At 69.1% G+C, this 18,559-nt stretch carries 18 protein-coding genes; 5 read left to right on the plus strand and 13 right to left on the minus strand.

Going from position 1 to position 18,559, the window contains the following annotated elements:
* The first annotated feature begins 28 nt into the window (after positions 1-28).
* Entirely contained in the window at positions 29-436 is a 408-nt protein-coding gene (gene tsaA, locus ACXJKM_RS21260; protein WP_056195984.1) for a tRNA (N6-threonylcarbamoyladenosine(37)-N6)-methyltransferase TrmO, read from the plus strand.
* Here tsaA and ACXJKM_RS21265 read toward each other — a convergent pair.
* A complete protein-coding gene (locus ACXJKM_RS21265; RefSeq protein ID WP_056195982.1) occupies positions 433-1,176 on the minus strand; it encodes an ankyrin repeat domain-containing protein in 744 nt (247 codons plus the stop codon). The genes tsaA and ACXJKM_RS21265 overlap by 4 nt on opposite strands.
* 134 nt (positions 1,177-1,310) lie before the next feature.
* On the opposite strand from ACXJKM_RS21265, the gene ACXJKM_RS21270 reads away from it, so the two are divergent.
* The 4 genes from ACXJKM_RS21270 to ACXJKM_RS21285 all read left to right on the plus strand — a co-directional run bounded on the left by ACXJKM_RS21270 (position 1,311) and on the right by ACXJKM_RS21285 (position 5,462).
* Positions 1,311-2,882 carry a cation:proton antiporter gene (locus tag ACXJKM_RS21270; protein ID WP_056195978.1) on the plus strand — a complete coding sequence of 524 codons (1,572 nt, stop codon included), beginning with the start codon at positions 1,311-1,313 and terminating at the stop codon, positions 2,880-2,882.
* Between the two features lie 145 nt (positions 2,883-3,027).
* Complete coding sequence (locus ACXJKM_RS21275; RefSeq protein WP_056195975.1) at positions 3,028-3,630, plus strand: DUF1326 domain-containing protein; 603 nt, start codon at positions 3,028-3,030, stop codon at positions 3,628-3,630.
* Positions 3,631-3,775: 145 nt separating this feature from the next.
* Positions 3,776-4,603 carry a DUF2182 domain-containing protein gene (locus tag ACXJKM_RS21280; RefSeq protein WP_056197200.1) on the plus strand — a complete coding sequence of 276 codons (828 nt, stop codon included), beginning with the start codon at positions 3,776-3,778 and terminating at the stop codon, positions 4,601-4,603.
* Positions 4,596-5,462 (plus strand): DMT family transporter, encoded by an 867-nt coding sequence (locus ACXJKM_RS21285; protein ID WP_056195971.1) that lies wholly within the window; start codon positions 4,596-4,598, stop codon positions 5,460-5,462. Before ACXJKM_RS21280 ends, ACXJKM_RS21285 begins: the two co-directional genes overlap by 8 nt.
* On the opposite strand, the gene ACXJKM_RS21290 is transcribed toward ACXJKM_RS21285, so the two are convergent.
* The 12 genes from ACXJKM_RS21290 to kdpF form a co-directional block, all read right to left on the minus strand.
* On the minus strand, positions 5,463-5,978 hold the full coding sequence (locus tag ACXJKM_RS21290; protein WP_056195968.1) for a hypothetical protein: 516 nt from the start codon (positions 5,976-5,978) through the stop codon (positions 5,463-5,465).
* Between the two features lie 56 nt (positions 5,979-6,034).
* Positions 6,035-7,603 (minus strand): hypothetical protein, encoded by a 1,569-nt coding sequence (locus ACXJKM_RS21295; RefSeq protein WP_457355009.1) that lies wholly within the window; start codon positions 7,601-7,603, stop codon positions 6,035-6,037.
* The gene (locus tag ACXJKM_RS21300; protein WP_457355011.1) at positions 7,600-8,466 is read right to left on the minus strand and encodes an ABC transporter ATP-binding protein; all 867 of its coding nucleotides are present in this window, start codon (positions 8,464-8,466) and stop codon (positions 7,600-7,602) included. Before ACXJKM_RS21300 ends, ACXJKM_RS21295 begins: the two co-directional genes overlap by 4 nt.
* A gap of 120 nt (positions 8,467-8,586) precedes the next feature.
* Positions 8,587-9,300 carry a phosphodiester glycosidase family protein gene (locus ACXJKM_RS21305; RefSeq protein ID WP_457355013.1) on the minus strand — a complete coding sequence of 238 codons (714 nt, stop codon included), beginning with the start codon at positions 9,298-9,300 and terminating at the stop codon, positions 8,587-8,589.
* Positions 9,297-9,515 carry a DUF3820 family protein gene (locus ACXJKM_RS21310; protein ID WP_056195958.1) on the minus strand — a complete coding sequence of 73 codons (219 nt, stop codon included), beginning with the start codon at positions 9,513-9,515 and terminating at the stop codon, positions 9,297-9,299. The genes ACXJKM_RS21305 and ACXJKM_RS21310 overlap by 4 nt, the downstream gene beginning before the upstream one ends.
* Positions 9,512-10,177, minus strand: coding sequence for a response regulator (locus ACXJKM_RS21315; protein WP_056197196.1), 666 nt, complete (start codon positions 10,175-10,177; stop codon positions 9,512-9,514). The genes ACXJKM_RS21310 and ACXJKM_RS21315 overlap by 4 nt, the downstream gene beginning before the upstream one ends.
* A gap of 17 nt (positions 10,178-10,194) precedes the next feature.
* Positions 10,195-12,873 carry a DUF4118 domain-containing protein gene (locus tag ACXJKM_RS21320; protein ID WP_200955259.1) on the minus strand — a complete coding sequence of 893 codons (2,679 nt, stop codon included), beginning with the start codon at positions 12,871-12,873 and terminating at the stop codon, positions 10,195-10,197.
* Complete coding sequence (corA, locus tag ACXJKM_RS21325; protein WP_457324986.1) at positions 12,864-13,832, minus strand: magnesium/cobalt transporter CorA; 969 nt, start codon at positions 13,830-13,832, stop codon at positions 12,864-12,866. Before corA ends, ACXJKM_RS21320 begins: the two co-directional genes overlap by 10 nt.
* 16 nt (positions 13,833-13,848) lie before the next feature.
* Positions 13,849-14,433, minus strand: coding sequence for a potassium-transporting ATPase subunit KdpC (kdpC, locus tag ACXJKM_RS21330; protein ID WP_457355015.1), 585 nt, complete (start codon positions 14,431-14,433; stop codon positions 13,849-13,851).
* 3 nt (positions 14,434-14,436) lie between these two features.
* A complete protein-coding gene (gene kdpB / locus ACXJKM_RS21335; protein ID WP_457355017.1) occupies positions 14,437-16,575 on the minus strand; it encodes a potassium-transporting ATPase subunit KdpB in 2,139 nt (712 codons plus the stop codon).
* Positions 16,572-18,368 carry a potassium-transporting ATPase subunit KdpA gene (gene kdpA / locus ACXJKM_RS21340; protein ID WP_457355019.1) on the minus strand — a complete coding sequence of 599 codons (1,797 nt, stop codon included), beginning with the start codon at positions 18,366-18,368 and terminating at the stop codon, positions 16,572-16,574. Before kdpA ends, kdpB begins: the two co-directional genes overlap by 4 nt.
* A complete protein-coding gene (gene kdpF / locus ACXJKM_RS21345) occupies positions 18,365-18,457 on the minus strand; it encodes a K(+)-transporting ATPase subunit F (RefSeq protein ID WP_082532572.1) in 93 nt (30 codons plus the stop codon). Before kdpF ends, kdpA begins: the two co-directional genes overlap by 4 nt.
* Positions 18,458-18,559: the final 102 nt, after the last annotated feature.

Genomic DNA, 18,559 nt, shown 5'->3' on the forward strand with positions numbered 1-18,559 from the left:
CCTGGCGCCGCGCCGTCGCGCAGAACAGATGTTCGTCCTCCAACCCATCGGCCATGTGCGCTCACCGCTGACGAGCCGGGAGCAGGCGCCCAAGCAAGGCGATGAAGGCGCCCCCACGGCGTGGCTGGAGTTCCTGCCCGCTTTCGAGGCGGGCCTGCGCGACCTGCAGGTCGGTGACGACATCCTGCTGCTGACCTGGCTGGACCGCGGCCAGCGCGAGACCTTGAGCGTGCATCCACGCGACGACCTGAACGCCCCGCTGCGCGGCGTGTTCAGCACCCGCTCGCAGGACCGGCCCAACCCGGTGGGGCTGCACCGCGTCACGCTGGTCGAGAAAGACGGCCCGCTTCGCTACCAGGCACTCCATCTCGAAGCGTTCGACGGCACGCCGATCATCGATGTCAAGCCGGTGCTGGATCGGCTGCGGGAGCGCTAGCGCAGATACCGGTTCGGCAGATTGCCCAGCCGCGGCGCGGGCCGCCCCAGGGCCGCGAGCAGTTCGACGATGTTGGCGTAGGTATCGGCCTCGGTGCGCTGCATCTGCGGCAGCAGGCCGAGTTGGGCGTAGGACAGCGGCGTCACGTCGTAGCAGACCGTCTCCCAGTCGAAGCCGCGGCCCCAGGTGATGCCTCGCACTCGCACATCAGCCCGCGCGCCAGCCGTCAGCAGCAGGCGCATGACGGGCGCCGAACGGTTGGCATTCGAGTTCACGGCGTGGAAGAGCGGCGTCTGGCCGTTCAGCCCGTCGGCGTCGACATCGGCCGCGGCGTTCGGGTCTGCGCCCAGTGCCAACAGCCGCTCGGCGACGGCCGCGTGGCCGTACTCCGCCGCCACGTGCAGCAGCGTGGCGCCGTCAAGCGGCGTGAAGGTGCAGGGCATCTGCGTGCGGTGCCGCAGCAACGCTGGATTGGTCGCCGCGGCGGTGGCCAGCGCGTCGGCGTCGTTGAGCAGCACGGGCGTCAGGTGCGGGTCGTCCAGCACGGCGCCACGTTCCAGCAGCAACCGAAGGCAGGTGGCAAACCGGTCCGAACGAAAGTACATCTCGATCAGATGGTTGACCACCGTCTTGCCGCCGATGCTTGAACTCGCATCGAAGCCGGCATCGAGGACGGCCCGGATGTCTTCAACGTCGTGCGTTTCAAAGGCGGTGAGCAGACGCTCGGAGATGCCGGTCATGACTTGCTTTCGGTAAGCAACCGGCGCGCCTTCATGGCGCGGCCTGGGGACTGGGTGTTGGGAAGCGATGCTACGACCGTAGGCCTGCCGGTCCCGCCTTCCTTTGCCAGGGCGAGGTCGCCATACTCCGGCCGGTGCAGGAACTTGAACAAATCCTGATCATCTTCATCGCCGCCGTGGCACTGGCTGCCGCCGCGCGGCGTGCGGGCGCGCCCTACCCGGTGTTCCTGGCCATTGGCGGCGCGCTGCTGGCCCTGGTGCCGGGTGCACCCAGCCCCAGCCTGCCGCCCGAACTGGTGCTGGCCCTGTTCGTCGCGCCGGTTCTCGTTGACGCTGGTTACGACGCGTCATTGCGGGACCTCAGAGACAACTGGGCGCCTCTGGTCAGCCTCGTGATCTTCGCGGTGGGCCTGACGACGGCCGCAGTGGCCATGGTGGCTCACGCCCTCGTGCCGGGCCTGCCATGGGCCGCGGCCGTGGCGCTGGGCGCCATCGTCGCGCCGCCCGATGCGGTGGCGGCCACTGCGGTGCTGCGGCCGCTGCGCCCGCCGCAGCGCATCCTGGGCATCCTCGAAGGCGAGAGCCTGCTCAACGACGCCAGCGCCCTGCTGATCTACCGCCTGGCCGTCGGTGCAGTGGCGGCCGGCGGCTTCTCGGTGCAGGCGGTGGCGCCGACCTTCCTGCTGGCCGTGCTGGGCAGCCTGATCGCGGGGCCTGCGCTGGGCTGGCTGGTGCAGCGCATGTTCGAGCATGTGCAGCACATTCCCACGGCCATCATCCTGCAGTTCATTGGCACCATCAGCGTGTGGCAGTTGGCGGAGCATGTCGGGCTGTCGGGCGTGCTGACCACGGTCTGCTTCGCCATGACGCTGGCGCGCATGGCACCGGCGCGCATCCCTGCCCGTGTTCGCATCCCCACCAACGCGGTCTGGGCCACGGTGGTGTTCGCGCTGAACATTTTTGCGTTCATCTTCATCGGGTTGCAGATCCGCCCCATCCTGATGGCGCTGGAGCCGTCGGCGCGAACGCAATACCTGCTGGTGGCCGCCGCCGTGCTGGTTACCGTCATCGTCGTGCGCGTCGCCTGGCACATGTCCTTCAACGCCGCGATCCGCTGGCGTGACCACCGCCACGGCTTCAATCCGCCGCGGCCCATGCTGAGGCCCAGCGTGGGCAGCGGGCTGGTGATCTCCTGGGCGGGCATGCGCGGCATCGTCACGCTGGCAGCGGCGCTGGCGCTGCCCGAAGGCTTTCCGGCCCGCAACCTGATCGTGCTGACGGCCTTTCTCGTGGTGCTGGGCACGCTGCTGATCCAGGGGCTGACACTGAAGCCTTTGCTGCGCGCGCTCAATCTGAAGGACGGCGACCCGGTGGCGCACGAAGAGCATGCCGCGCGCCAGCGCATGCTGGAGGCAGCCTTTGAGCAACTTCCCGCAGACGGCTCCCCCGCCGTGAGCCTGGTGCGCAAGAACCTGAAGATGCACCTGGGCCGGCCGCTGCATGAAAGCGGCAGCCCATTCGCTTCATTCGGTGCCGAGTACGACAACAGCTACCGCGCCGCGCTGCAGGCGGCCCGGCAGGTGCTGCTGGCCATGCGCGACGCCGGCGACATCGGCGACGACGCCTTCCACACGCTGGAGAACGATCTCGACTGGCTGGAGGTGTCGGACCCGCTGCGGGCGGCGAATGCCGATGCGACGGAGTAGATGCGACGAAGTAGGGGTGATCGATTGAGGATGCCGTCTTCAACGAACCTGGACTCGACCCGGCACCGCGGCGTAGGATGATTTTTGCCTTGCCGGCCGAGCCACGGCGACAAGTTCATTGTGTTTGGCTTTGACGGAGAGTCATATGGGCTATCACTTGGAAGGTCGTCTGCTGGAGGTTTGCAACTGCAACGTGCTGTGTCCCTGCTGGATCGGCGAGGATCCAGACAACGGCACCTGCGACACCATCGTCGCCTGGCGCATCGACAAGGGCGTGATCGACGGCGTGGACGTCGGCGGCAACACCATCGCGGCCGTGGCCCATGTCCCCGGCAACATCCTCAAAGGCAACTGGACCGCCGCAATCTTTGTCGACGACAAGGCCTCGGCGGCGCAGGAGGCGGCCCTGCTCAAGGTCTACACGGGCCAGGCCGGCGGGCCGGTCGCCGATCTCGCTGCCCTCATTGGCACGGTGGTGTCGGTCGAGCGGGCCCCCATCAAGTTCACCGTGGAAGACGGTAAGGGCATCCTCGAGATCGGCACGAATTACTACGCCGAACTCGAGCCCTATCGCGGTGCGATGGGTGGGCTGACGACCTTGTCAGACACCGTGTTCTCGACGGTGCCGGGTGCGCCGGTGTTCGTCGGCAAGGCGCCTACCTATCGCTCCAAGAACCCGGCGCTGGGCATCGATCTCGATCTCAAGAACCACAACGCGCTGCAGAGCACCTTCGTCTTCGACGCATGAGCGCCGCGCCGGGCCGTCCCAAGCAAGCTCACTCCCGCTTGGCGGGAGTGAGCCCGGACATGGGATGCCCTGTGGGCATCCCATGCCTGGCGAACGCCTGGCCGCGCTGTCGGCCAGGCAAGGCCGCAGGCCGAAGGGTGCACCATTGAGCGCCGCTGGCGGCGCCGTAGCGGCGGATCCGCCAGCCGGCGATTCCCGTCATCGCCGCGTGTTCCTCGTCGTGCTGAGTGCGCTGGCCGGCCTCGCCTGGCTGGCGCTGTGGGCCTGGGCGGGCAGCCCTTATGGGCGCTACCTCGAACACGGCGACTGGACGGCCTCCGGCCCGGCCGCCTTCGTCTGCCGGGCGATCCCCGGCGGCGACGTCATCGTGCCCGCGCTGCTCTACAGCGCCGCGTGGATCCTGATGACCACGGCCATGATGCTGCCGACCACCCTGCCCCTGTTCAATGCCTTCGACCGGTTGACGGCGCGGCGGGCGGACCACCGCCGGCTGCTCCTGCTGCTGGGCCTGGGCTATATGGCGGTGTGGGGCGGCTTCGGGCTCGTGGCCCATGTGCTGCACGCGGGGCTGCTGGCGCTCGTCAACGGCGTGCCCCTGCTGGCCTGGCATGGCTGGCTGATCGGCACGGCCATCATCGCCTTGGCCGGGGTCTTCCAGTTCAGCAGCCTCAAGCACCGCTGCCTGGAGAAGTGCCGCACCCCCTTGAGCTTCGTCATGCAGCATTGGCGCGGCCACGCCGAGGCGCGGCACGCGTTCATGCTGGGCGCCCACCACGGCCTGTTCTGTGTCGGCTGCTGCTGGGCATTGATGCTGCTGATGTTTGCGCTCGGCACCGGCAGCCTCGGCTGGATGCTGTTGCTGGCCGCGGTCATGGCCGTTGAGAAGAATGTCCGTTGGGGCCACCGGCTGAGCACGCCGCTGGGCGTCGCGCTGCTGGGCTGGGCCGCGGTCCTGGTGGGGGTCCATGTCTGAGTCGCGCGCCGGCCTGCCCCTGCTGAAGACCTTGGCCCTGACCACGACGGCGATGCTGGCCTTCGCGGCGAATTCGCTGCTTTGCCGGCTCGCCCTGCGGCAGGATCTCATCGATGCGGCCAGCTTCGGCAGCATCAGGCTGGCCGCCGGGGCGGTCACGCTCGCGGCCATCGTGCGGCTCAGGCCCGGCCAGGCCGCCGCCACGCATTCCGACTGGCTCGCCGCGGCCATGCTGTTCGCCTACGTCGCCTTCTTCTCCTTCGCCTACCTCAGCCTGTCAGCGGGCACGGGCGCCCTGATCCTGTTCGGCGCGGTCCAGGTGACGATGTTCAGCGCCGGGCTGCGCTCGGGCGAGAGGTTCCGGCCCCTGGCCTGGTTCGGCCTCGCTCTGGCCGTGGCGGGGCTGGTCTATCTGGTGTCACCCGGCGTGGCGGCGCCACCGGTCCTCGGCGCGGCCATGATGGCGGCAGCGGGCCTGGCCTGGGGCCTGTACTCGCTGCGCGGCCGCGGCGTGAGCGACCCGTTGGCGGCAACAGCGGGCAACTTCCTGCGCGCCACGCCACTCGCTCTGCTGGTGAGCCTGCTGTTCGCAGCCCAGGCGCGCGCCAGCACCACCGGTATCGCCCTGGCCGTCGCCTCGGGCGCCGTCACGTCCGGCATCGGCTATGTCATCTGGTACGCCGCGCTGCGCGGGCTGTCCGCGCTGCGGGCCGCGACCGTGCAGCTGTCGGTGCCGCTGATTGCCGCATTCGGCGGCGTGGCGCTGCTGTCGGAGGCCGTCACCCCGCGCCTGCTGCTGGCCTCGGCGGCCATCCTCGGCGGCATTGCGCTGGTGCTGGCCAGCAAGTCGCGGCGCTGATCACGGGCAGCGCAGGAAGACGCCCTGCACGGTGCATGAACCGCGCGGTCCGACAAGGGTGGGGCCGACCCGCGTCAGCGTCGAGCCATCGCTGGCCAGGCAGGTGGCGGCATTGCACTGGGTCACGGTGACCGGCGCTTGCGGACGCGGCAAGGCCACGGGCGGCACGGTTGGCATGGGCACCCGGGGCGCCACCACGCCAGGCCGTGCGGGCGCGGTCGGCACCACCCAGCTGTGCTGCGAGGGCGGCGGCGAGGTGGTGAGCCCGCCAAGGCAGGCATCCGCCACGCGCTTGCGCAGCGGCTGCAGACGCACGGCCACCGAGTGCTGGCGCTGCTGATCGGACAAGCTGGTCGATGAAGCGGCAGCGGCCGCCGCGATGGCCTCCTCCGCTTCGTCCAGCGCATTCAGCGCGATGCGGCAGGCCGCTGATCTGGGCAGCTCCTCGGCCTGAGCAGCGCCGACCATCCCGCAAAAGGTGGCGGCGAGCAGAAGGACGGCGAAGCGTGCAGTCATGGCCTGGCAATCTTGCGCCATTCTTCGCAGGGGCGCTGTAGGCCAGTACCGGCGGCTCAGGTCCGACGCAGCCGCGGCCAGGCCAGCAGTGCTACCAGCCCCAGCCCGCCCGCCAGCGCATAGCCGGCCACGCTGGCTGCGTTGGCCGCGCCGTCCACACCCAACAGGTCCAGCGCCGCCACGCCGGTCTTTTGCAGGTTGAGGTAGAGCGCGAACAGAAACAACGCGAGGAAGGTGCGCGAGCCCTGGGTCAGCCGGCCCAGCAGCGTGGCGGCTGCGCTCAAGAAGAGCAGGCCGGCCACGCAGGCCAAGGCTTGCACCGTTGAGATCCGCAGCAAGGCCGGCAAGGCCAGCAGCAGCCCCAGCCCCAAGGCCGCCAGCACCTGGCGCCAGCCGCGCTCCCATGCGCCGCCGGGTACTGCGCTGGCCAGAGCCCATGTGCCGCTCTGCAGATCACGCGAACTCACGTCCGCCACCGCCATGCCCCAGGCGCACAACGTTGCGGCCAGCAGCGCGGGAACGAGGTCCGTCGACACCACCGCGCAGGCCACCGTGCCGGCCCCCATCGCCAGGGCCAACAGCGGCTGGCTGAGCAACACCAGGCTCACGTCCGCCAGCCAGCGGCCGGGCAGGCCTGGCAGGCGGGCGCTGGCGCGCAGCAACAGGCCAAGGGCGGCGGTGAAAGGCCGCAGCAGCGGGCGCAGCAGCCATTGCAGCAACTGCACGATGCGCCAGCGACCGGCGGGGTTGCGCAGCTTCACGCGGTCTGGTGCATAGCGATGGAAGAACATCACGGCGGGCAGCAGCGGCAGCAGGGCCAGCGCCATCGAGCCCAGGCGCAAAGCGATCAACTCAGCGCTCCACAGGCCAGCGGGCATGTGCAGGCGGGGCAGCGTCGCGTCGAAGGGGCTGCCACCGACGCTGATGTGGGTCACGTCCATCAACTGGCTCACGCCGACCAGCAACGGCGACATGCCATTGATGTCGAACACCTGCCAGCCGGTCAGCCGCACGGCGCCCTGCCCCAGCGTGGCCGGGATGAAGGCGAACTGCACCATCCAGAAGACCCAGTAGAGCGCGTCGCCACGCTTGCCCATCAGCGGCGCCCAGGCGTCGGCCAGCACGGCCAGGCTGGCGCACAGCATCAGGCCGGGCGCCAGCCCGAACACCAGCATCTGCAGATAGGGCAAGGGCTGCAACGGGCCTTCGCCGCGCACGAGTTGCAACACCCAGACCGTCAGCATCACGACGGTGCCCAGCGAGAGCAGGAAGCCGAAGGCGCCCAGCCAGCGCGCGCCCAGCAGCTGCGCGTTGCTGACGGGTGTGGCGGCCAGCACGGCAGCCGTGCCGCAGCGCACGTCTTCCTGCGTGCGGCCACGCGCCAGGTAGAAGCCAGCCAGGCCGAACAGCAGCGACGCGATCAGGTTGCTCGCAAAGGCGAGTGCCTGGCTCTCGTAGGCGATGCGCTGCTTGTTCACGACCATCATGGCCATGCCACTTTTCGGGTCCAGCACCATCAACCAGCTCACGGCCACCACGGCCAGCAGGATGACGAGGCTGCTGAGCCGGCGGCTGCGCAAGCGCCATTCGTTCAGCACCAGGGTCTTGTAGAGACTGGTGTTCATGCGGCCTCCCGCGCATCGGCATAACGCTGGACCATCAGCGCCTCTTCCAGGCTGGCGTTCGCCGGCTCGGCCTCGGCAAAGGGGCGCGACGGATGCGCCATGCGCACCTGAATGCGGCTGCCCTGAGGCTGGGCCTGCAGCACCTGCACATGGCCCTTCAGCGCTTCGTAATCGGCTGGCGCGAGCTGGGCCATCCAGACCTTGCCCACGGCGCGAGCGATCACGGCTTCAGGGGTTTCGAAGGCGACAAGGCGGCCCTGACGCATGACGGCCAGGTGCGAGGCCATGTTCTCGACGTCCGACACGATGTGGGTCGACACGATGACCAGGCGCTTGCGCCCGAGGTCGCCCAGCAGGTGACGAAAGCGCAGGCGCTCCTCGGGGTCGAGACCAGCCGTGGGTTCGTCGACGATGAGCACGTCGGGGTCGTTCAGCAGGGCCTGCGCGATGCCCAGGCGCTGGCGCATGCCGCCCGAGAAGCCGATGGCCGGGCGGTGGGCCTGCTCGTGCAGGTTCACCAGCTCCAGCAGGTCGTTCAGCCGCTGCCGGTCGCGCACGCCCTTCAGCGCCGCGAAGTACTGCAGGAACTCGAGTGCCGTCAGATGCGGGTAGACGCCGAAGTCCTGCGGCAGATAGCCCAGGCGCCGGCGCATCAGTTCGGGCTTGGCGACGATGTCCTCACCGTCCAGCAGGATGCGCCCGCTGGTGGGCCGCGTGAGCGTGGCCAGCATCTGCATCAGCGTGCTCTTGCCCGCGCCGTTGTGGCCGATCAGGCCGACGACACCGGGCTTCAATTCCAGTGACACGCCGTCGACGGCATTGAGTTTTCCGAAGCTCTTGGAGACGTTCTGGATCTGCAGCATGGCCACTCCTCATCTTGTGAATGAGCGCAGCCTAGGGATCCAGAGGCCAGCCTCCAACGCGCTTGCGACAGACCGCTCACCGCGCGGTTCAGGCCGGCGAAAGCGCGGCCTGGGCCGGCGTCAATCGACGACGCCAAACAGCGGCCCGAGCTCGCTCCAATGGTCGTTGCGTCCGAGCCTGGGCGCGTAGAGGCTGGACACGGCGCCGTCAAGATACAGCGCCTCCCTGCAGTGCAAATCGTCGCGAAAGAAGCTGGCGAACTCGTGCAGCGTGACGGGCTGCTCGGTGATGACGAACAGGGCTTGTGAACCCAGCACACAGACGCCGTTGCGGATATAGCGCGACGCCGAATTGGCGCTGAAGGCCGGATGGATCTGGCCGTCCTTGAGCAGCAGCGGCCCGGACTGGGTGGCGAACAGGACACCCTCGCGCAGCGCCGGGTAGTCCACCGCGTCGACGACCTGAGCTCCGTGAGCCGTCAGCAGGAAAACACCGTTGGGCTTCAGAAAGAAGTTGCCTTCTCCACTCAATAGATTGAGCGGCGCGAGCTCGCGCCCGTCGATGACCAGCAGCCCGACGGGGCTCGCGTCCGCGTGGTACATGCCGGCGTTCATGCCGAAAGCCAGCGTCTTGCCCTGTCCTCTCAACCAGGCCGACAACTTGTCCAGCCGACGCAGCGGCCGGCCCCGGTCATCCTGCCAGAACAGACGCAGCTTCTGCGTGGCGAGGTCCACGCGCACGACAGTGAAGCGGCCATCGCCTTCAGCGCGGGCAGCCAGGCTGGCCACCACCAGCGCAGACCCCAGCACCAACGCCAGCAGCAGCCGCTTCATCGGCCACGCCCCCGCAGCGGCTTGAGCAGGCCCCGCAAGTCGTTGTGATCCATCTCGTACATCAAGGCCAGCAGCCGTCCGATCTCGCCCTTAGGAAAGCCTTCGCGCGCAAACCAGCCCAGGTAGTTGCCGGACAAGTCCGCGATCAGCGTGCCCTTGTGTTTGCCGAAGGGCATCTCGGTCGTGACGAGCTTCAGCAGGTCTTCCGGATTCATGTCTTGAGCCGGTAGCCCACGCCCGCCTCGGTCACCAGCCACTGCGGCCGGTTGGGATCGGCCTCGAGCTTCTTGCGCAGATTGGCCATGTGCACGCGCACGTAATGCACGTCCTCGGCATGGCCCGGGCCCCAGACCGCCTTGAGCAGGTGCTGGTGGGTCAACACGCGTCCCGGAGCGTTGGCAAGCTCCTGCAGCAGCCGGTATTCGATGGGCGTCAGGTGCAGCTCTTCGCCGGCTTTGGTGACCGTGCGTAACGCGCGGTCCATGGCGACGTCACCAAAGCGCAGCACCGGGTCGGCGTCGTTGCCGCCGCCGCCGTGCCTGCGCAGTTGCACGCGCACGCGGGCCAGCAGTTCGGCCACGCCAAAGGGCTTGACGAGGTAGTCGTCGGCGCCGGCGTCCAGGGCCTGCACCTTGCGGTCCTCGCCCTCACGGGCCGACAGCACCAGGACGGGCGCCTGCGACCAGCCGCGGAACTCGCGGATGAAGTCCAGGCCATCGCCATCGGGCAGGCCCAGGTCCAGCACAACCAGCTCGGGACGGCGCGTGGCCGAGTCGATCAACCCGCGTTGCAACGTCGCCGCCTCGAAGACCTCCAGGCCTTCGCTCTCCAGCGCCATGCGCACGAAGCGCCGGATCTCCGGTTCGTCCTCGATCATCAACACGCGTGCAGCGCTCACTCTGGTTTCTCCGCCGGCGGCTGGCCGAGCGGCAGTTCCACTCGCACACAGGCACCGCCGGTCGCGACATTGTGGGCGCTGATACGGCCGTCATGCGCCTCCACGATGGCCTTGCAGATGGCCAGGCCCAGGCCGACACCGGGCGTGGCGCTCTCGCGGTCGCCGCGCTCGAACTTGTCGAAGAGCTTGTCCTCGAGGCCCGCGGGAAACCCAGGGCCGGCGTCGCTGACGTCGATCTCGACATGCCGCCCCGCCGTGCGCGCCCGGATGCGGATGGCGCCGGCCGCGTACTTGGCCGCGTTCTCCAGCAGGTTGACGAGCACGCGCTCGATCAGCACGGCGTCCAGCTCGACCAGGGGCAGGTCCGCCGGCAGATCCACGACAACCTCGCGGTCGATCAAGGCTTCTTCCAGGCTCGCCAGTGCGCTGCCGACGACCTCTTGCAGCGGCAGCCAATGCCGGTTCAGCTGCACCGTGCCGGATTGAAGCCGCGCCATGTCGAGCAGGTTGCCGACCAGCGCAGTCATGCGCAGCGCCGAGCGACGCATCGCGTCGGCCACCTCGGCCTGAGGCGTGTTCAGCGGCGTGAGCTTGAGCGCATCCGCCAGCCCCACCAGCGCGGCCAGCGGCGTGCGCAGATCGTGGGACACGGCCGTCAGCAGCGAATTTCGCAGCCGCTCGGACTCGATCTGCAACGTGCTCTGCTGGGCCACCTCGATGTAGTGGATGCGCTCCAGCGAAATGGCCAGCAGCGCTGCACAGGTGTCCAGCAGCTCGCGCTCCTCGGGCGACCAGCGGCGGCCCTGCCCTTGGACGGCCAGCACGCCACGCAGCCGCATCGGCGCGGTCAGCGGCAGCATCAGGCAGGGGCTGGCCGGCAGCGTGTCGGTGCCCTGCCCTGCCGGCTGGCCATGGTCGAAGGCCCATTGGGCGACACCCAGGTCCGGCTGCACGCCTGCGCCCGGCAGCGCCACCAGCATCTCGCGGCCGGGCGTGGCCCCTGGCGGCGGCGCCAGCACGGCCGAGGCGGCGCCGAACTCGGCGCGCAGGAAGCGCGTCGCGATCTCGGCAACCTGTTCCACCACCAGCGCGGCACCGAGGTCGCGCGACATCGTGTACAGGCCGCGCACGCGCCGCTCACGCTCCTGGGCCGCGCGGGCCTGGGCCTGCAGCCCGGCCGCGAGCTGGCCGATGACGAGGCCGACGAGCAGCAGCACGGCGAAGGTGACGAGATATTGCGCATCGCCGACGGCAAACGACCCTCTCGGCTCGACGAAGGCGAAGTCGAAGGCAGCCACGCCGAGCAGCGCCGCCAGCGCCGCCGGCCCGCGGCCAAAGCGCAGCGCAACGCCAACAACGTTGAGCAGATAGAGCATGGCGATATTGGTCGGCGCCATGAAACCCAGCAACACGTGGGCCAGGGCCGTCGTCAGCGCGACGCCCGCCAGCGCCGCCGCATGGCCGCGCCAGGCCTGCAGAGGAATCAGGGCACCACGCGTCGCCGCCGCGGGCTGCTCGCGCGCACCGGTGGGCAGCGCCACCTGCAACACGTCCATCTCGTCGGCCAGGCGGCTCAACGCCTCGGCCAGGGACGGCCGGCCAGGCCAGCGCCAGGCCTGCTCGCGCCGGCCCACCACGAGGCGGGCCAGGTTGTGCTCGCGCGCATAGCCCACCAGGGCCGCGGCGACCTCGGGCGCCGACAGTTCGGCGGTGCGGGCACCGAGCGACTGCGCCAGCTCCAGCGTGCGCTGCACGCGCTGGCGGGCGGCGTCGCTCAGGCCCTGGGCCGTCTGCACGTGCACGGCATGCCAGTCCAGCCCGAGCTGCTGCGCCAGCCGGGCGGCGCTGCGCACGACCTTTTCGCTCGCCGCCGCCGGGCCGATGCAGGCCAGCAGCGACTCGCGGTTGGGCCACACCGTCCCGGCGCTGTGCTCGCGCCGGTAGGCCTGCATCTGGTCATCCACGCGGTCCGCCGTGCGGCGCAGGGCCAGCTCGCGCAGGGCCAGCAAATTGCCCTTGCGGAAGAAATTTTTGGCGGCGCGCTCGGCCTGGTTCGGCAAATAGACCTTGCCTTCCTTGAGCCGCTGCAGCAGCTCGTCGGGCGGCAGGTCGACGACGACCACCTCGTCGGCCGCATCGAAGACCTTGTCGGGCAGGGTTTCCCAGACACGGATGCCGGTGATGCCGCCAACGACGTCGTTCAGGCTCTCCAGGTGCTGCACGTTCAGCGTCGTCCAGACCTCGATGCCGGCCTCGCACAGCTCCTGCGCGTCCTGCCAGCGCTTGGCGTGGCGCGAGCCCGGCGCGTTGCTGTGGGCCAGCTCATCCAGCAGGAGCACGCCGCCCGCTTGCTCGCGGCCCCAGGCCAGCGCGGCATCGAGGTCGAACTCGCGCAGAGTCTGGCCGCGGTGGACGATGTCCTTCAGCGCCAGGCGCGGCAGATCGCGCGCGATGGCCTCGGTGTCGGCGCGGCCGTGGGTCTCGACGACGCCGATGCGCACCACCCGGCCTTGGGCGCGAGCCGCATGCGCGGCGGCCAGCATGGCGAAGGTTTTTCCAACACCCGCGTTGGCGCCGAAGAAGATCTTCAGCCGGCCGCGCTGGGCGGCGGCTTCGTCGCGCTGCAACTGGGCCAGCAGCGCGTCGGGGTCGGGGCGGGTGTCGGTCACAACCATCCGAGGCGCTTGAAGCGCCAGTACAGCGCCCCGCTGACGAGGACGATCACGCCCAGCGCCATCGGGTAGCCCAACGTCCATTTCAGCTCGGGCATGTGCTCGAAGTTCATCCCCCAGATGCCCGCCAGGGCCGTGGACGCCGCAAAGATGGCGGCCCAGGCGGCCAGGCGTTTGGTGACGAGGGACTCGTCCAGCGTGACCAGGGTGAGGTTGACCTGGGTCGCCGCGATGATGGTTTCGCGCGCGGCGTCGATGCTGGCCTGGATGCGCAGCAGGTGGTCGTAGACGTCGCGGAAGTAGTCCTGCAGGGCCTTGCAGACGACGGGCACGCGGCCACCGTGCAGCTTGGCCGTCACCTCCAGCAGCGGCGTGACGGCATGGCGCAGCGTGGCCAGGCGCTGCTTCAGCGCGAACAGGCGCTGCACGACGGACTGGCGATCCTGATGGGGCTGGAACATGGTCGCTTCCAGTTGCTCCAATTCGGCCTCGATGGCGTCGATGAGCGGGAAGTAGCGGTCCACGACGGCGTCCATCAGTGCGTAGAAGACGAAACCTGGCCCCTGGCGCAGCAGATGCGGCTCGCGCTCCGCACGCCCGCGCACGCCCAGGAAACCCTGGCTGCTGCGGTGGCGTACCGAGACGATGAAGCGCGCGCCGACGAAGACGTGCACCTCGCCCACCTCCAAGCCGTCGGTGCTGGTCTCCAGCAGATGCATCGCGGCGAACAGCATGTCGCCGTACTCTTCCACTTTGGGCCGCTGATGGCCCTTGCGGGCATCCTCGACGGCCAATGGCGGCAAGTCCAGCTCGTGCTGCAGCAGGTTGAGCTCCTCATCGCTCGGGTCGCGCAGCGCGATCCAGACAAAGCCGCTCGTTCTCTCCAGCGCCTCGGACACCCCCTCCAGGCTGGGCTCGGCCACGATGCGGCCATCCTCGTACACGGCGCTGTTGATCAGCATGGCGGTCTGCCTGGAGTCATCTTGCGGTGATCGTCGCACGCTCCAGCGCGAGGTTCAGGGCCAGCACGTTGACGCGCGGCTCGCCGAGGAAGCCGAGCCGGCGGCCCTCGGTGTGCTGCTCGACCAGCGCCCTCACCTGCTCCCGTGGCAGCCCACGTGCCCGGGCGACGCGGGGGAGCTGGTAGTCGGCGGCGGCCCGGCTGATGTGGGGGTCCAGGCCGCTGGCGGAGGCGGTGACGAGGTCGACCGGCACCGGCGCCAGGTTGCCCGGGTCGGCCGCGCGCAAGGCGTCGATGCGCGCCTTGACCGCATCGACCATGGCCGGCGCCGTCGGCGCGAGATTGGAGCCGCCGGAGTTGGCCGCGTTGTAGGGCGAGGGCGCGGTGGCCGAGGGGCGGCTCCAGAAATGCCCGGGGTCGGTGAAGGCCTGGCCGATCAGCTCGGAGCCGATCGGCCTGCCGTCCTGGATGAAGAGGCTGCCATTGGCCGCATGGGGAAAGAGCGCCTGCGCCAGGCCGGTGACGGCCAGCGGGTAGGCCAGGCCGGTGACGAGGCTGAGCAGCACGAACAGGGTCAATGCGGGGCGGAGTTGGGTGTTCATGATTCAAGCAAGGTGAAGGGCCACGAGCAGCAGATCGATGGCCTTGATGCCGATGAAGGGGACGATGACGCCGCCCAGGCCGTAGACGAGCAGGTTGCGACGCAGCAGCGCGGCGGCGCCGATGGCGCGGTAGCGCACGCCCTTCAGCGCCAGCGGGATCAGCACGACGATGATCAACGCGTTGAAGATGACCGCCGACAGGATGGCCGAGTTGGGACTGGCCAGGCGCATGACGTTCAGCGCGCCGAGCTGCGGATAGGTCGACACGAAGGCCGCCGGCAGCACGGCGAAGTATTTGGCCAGGTCGTTGGCGATGCTGAAGGTCGTCAGCGACCCACGCGTCATCAGCATCTGCTTGCCCGTCTCGACGATCTCGATGAGCTTGGTCGGGTTGCTGTCCAGGTCGACCATGTTGCCGGCCTCTTTCGCGGCCTGGGTGCCGCTGTTCATCGCGACGGCCACGTCGGCCTGGGCCAGCGCCGGGGCGTCATTGGTGCCGTCGCCGGTCATGGCCACCAGCCTGCCCTGGGCCTGGTGCTCGCGGATCAGCGCCAGCTTGGCCTCGGGCGTGGCCTCGGCGAGGAAGTCGTCCACGCCAGCCTCGGCGGCGATGGCTGCGGCCGTCAGCCGGTTGTCGCCGGTGACCATGACCGTCTTGATGCCCATGCGGCGCATCTGCGCAAAGCGCTCCTTGATGCCGGGCTTGACGATGTCCTTGAGTTCGACGACGCCGAGCACCCGCACGTCATCGACGACAACCAGCGGCGTGCTGCCCCGGCGGGCGGCCTCGTCGACGCTGGCCTGCACGCTGGCCGGCCAGCGGCCGCCCAGGGCTTCAACGTGAGCGCGCACCGCGCTGCCAGCACCCTTGCGGATCCGGCGGGCGCCAAGATCCACGCCGCTCATGCGCGTCTGCGCCGTGAAGGGCACGAACTCGCCCCGTTCCGTGGCCGTGGCCGTGGCCGCGCCGAACTTGCGGTCGGCAAGCGCCACGATGCTGCGGCCCTCGGGCGTCTCGTCGGCCAGCGACGCCAGGCGCGCCACCTCGGCGAGCTGAGCCTCGCTGGCGCCTTCTACCGGCCAGAACGCATCGGCCTGGCGGTTGCCCAACGTGATGGTGCCGGTCTTGTCCAGCAGCAACACGTCGACGTCGCCCGCGGCTTCAACAGCGCGGCCCGAGGTGGCGATGACATTGGCCTGCAGCATGCGGCTCATGCCGGCCACACCGACGGCCGACAGCAGGCCGGCGATGGTGGTCGGAATCAGGCAGACCAACAGCGCCACCAGCACGACGAGGCTGACCGGCTCGCCCGCGCCGGCCACCGCCACGCTGAACTGCGAGAACGGCAGCAGCGTGGTGCAGACACCCAGGAAGACCAGCGTCAGCGCGACCAGCAGGATGGTCAGCGCGATCTCGTTGGGCGTCTTCTTGCGCTTGGCGYTCTCGACCATSGMGATCATGCGGTCGACAAAGGTCTCGCCSGGGTTCACGGCCACGCGGGCCACGACCCAGTCGGACAGCACGCGGGTGCCGCCAGTCAGCGCCGAGAAGTCGCCGCCGCTCTCGCGGATGACGGGTGCGGACTCGCCGGTGATGGCGCTCTCGTCCACCGAGGCGACGCCGTCGATGACCTCGGCATCGGCCGGCACGACATCGCCGGCCTCGATCAGCACGACTTCGCCCTTGCGCAGCGTGCCGGCCTCGCGGGGGTGCCACTTGATCGTGTCACGTGGCGCACCGGGCTTCCAGTCGTCGGTCAACTTGGCCCAGGTTTCCTTTTTCAACCCGCGCAGCGACGCCGCTTGCGCCTTGCTGCGGCCCTCGGCCAGAGCCTCGGCGAAGTTGGCGAACAGCACGGTGAACCACAACCAGACCGTTACCGCGACAACGAAGCCGTTCGGTTGCGCGACGGACAGCGCCGTCGTCAACAGGCTGCCGAGATAGACCACGAACATCACCGGGTTGCGCAATTGCGTGCGCGGGTCCAGCTTGCGGAAGGCGTCGACCAGGGCGGCACGAGTCAGCGCCGGGTCGAGGAGGGAAAAACCAGCGCGAGTCTCAAGAGAGCGACGGGCCGCTCCCGAGCTCTCTTGCCCCCCTCGGGGGGCCTGGCGCACAGCGACAGGTTCGGGGGCACTCATGATTTGCTCCAGAGGATGAGGTGCTCGACGACGGGGCCCAGGGCCAGCGCCGGCACATAGTTCAGAAGACCGACCAGCAGCACGGCGCCGATCAGCAGCACGACGAAGAGGGGGCCATGCGTGGGCAGGGTGCCCTCGCCCGCCGCCAGCCGCTTCTTGCCCGCCAGCGAGCCGGCCATGGCCAGCACCGGCACGATGACGCCGAAGCGGCCTATCCACATCACCAGGGCCAGCAGCCCGTTGTAGAAGGGCGTGTTGGCCGACAGGCCGGCGAAGGCGCTGCCGTTGTTGTTGCCGGCGGACGAGAGCGCGTACAGCGCCTCGCTGAAGCCATGCGCGCCAGGCGCCGCGATGCCGGCCTTGCCGGGCTCCACGATCACGGCGACGGCCGTGCCGATGAGCACCGCCAATGGCGTCAGCAGGATGGCCAGCGAGACCATCTTCATCTCGTGCGCCTCGATCTTCTTGCCGAGGTATTCAGGCGTGCGGCCAATCATCAACCCGGCGACGAAGACGGCCAGGATGGCGAACACCAGCATGCCGTACAGACCCGCGCCGACGCCGCCGAAGACGACCTCGCCGAGCTGCATCAGTACCATGGGCACGGCCCCGCCCAGCGGCGTGAAGCTGTCGTGCATGGCGTTGACGGCGCCGCAGCTGGCGGCCGTCGTGATGACGGCGAACAGCGAAGAGGCGTCGATGCCGAAGCGCACTTCCTTGCCCTCCATGTTGCCGCCCGACTGCGTGGCCGTCTGGGCCGAGTCGACACCCAGCGCTGCGAGATGCGGGTTGCCGGCCTGCTCGGCCGACGTGGCGATGACGACGGCGACAACGAACATCGCCGTCATCGCCCCCAGCAGCGCCCAACCCTGGCGCATGTCGCCAACCTGGCGGCCCAGCACGAAGCACAGCGCCGCCGGGATCAGGAAGATGGACAGCATCTGCAGCGCATTGGTCGCCGCGGTCGGGTTCTCGAAGGGGTGGGCCGAGTTGGCGTTGAAGAAGCCACCGCCGTTGGTGCCCAGCATCTTGATGGCGAGCTGCGAAGCGACCGGACCGAGAGCAATGCGCTGGCTCTGGCCGTGCTTGTCTTCCATGACGGGCTGACCGTCGGCGCCCTTCAGCGGCTGGCCGGCTTCGTCGAGCTTGGGCTCCTGCCATGTCTGAGCCTCAATGGTCGTGACGTCCTGATAAGGCTTGAGCGTCTGCACGACGCCCATGCCGGCGAGAACGATGGCGAAGACGAAGGACAGCGGCAGCAGCACCCACAGCGCGGCGCGGGTCAGGTCGGCCCAGACGTTGCCGATGGCCTGGGCGCTGTGGCGCGCGAAGCCACGCACGAAGGCGATGACGACAGCGATGCCGGTAGCGGCCGACAGGAAGTTCTGCACCGTCAGCGCGAGCATCTGCGTCAGATAGCTCATCGTCGACTCACCGCCATAGCCCTGCCAGTTCGTGTTGGTCACGAAGCTGATGGCAGTGTTGAAGGCCGAGTCTGGCGACACCGCGGCCAGGCCCTGCGGGTTCAGCGGCAGCAGATGCTGCAGGCGCTGCAGCGCATAGACGGCAGCGATGCCGAGGGCATTGAAGACGAGCAGGCCGAGGGCATAGCGCAGCCAGCCTTGCTCGGCGTCGGCATCCACGCCGGCCAGCTTGAGCAGGCCGCGCTCGACGCGGCGCAGCCACCCGACGCGGCCTTCCATGGCCGCGTGAATCCAGCGTGCCAGTGGCCAGGCCAGCACGAGCAGCACGACAAGAAAGACGATGAGCTGGACCCAGGCCGAGGTACTCATGACAAGTCCTCCGGGAACAGCAGCGCCCAGAACAGATAGCCGACAAGCCCGACGACGAGGATGGCGGCGGCGAGTTCGAAGCCACTCATGACTTCCTCCTCGCCAATTTTTCGCAGCCCCAGGCCGCGAGCCCGGTCAACAGCGCGAGAGCCGCGCCCAGAACCAGAAACATGATGTCCATGACACCTCCA

This window comes from Roseateles sp. P5_D6 (assembly GCF_054049415.1).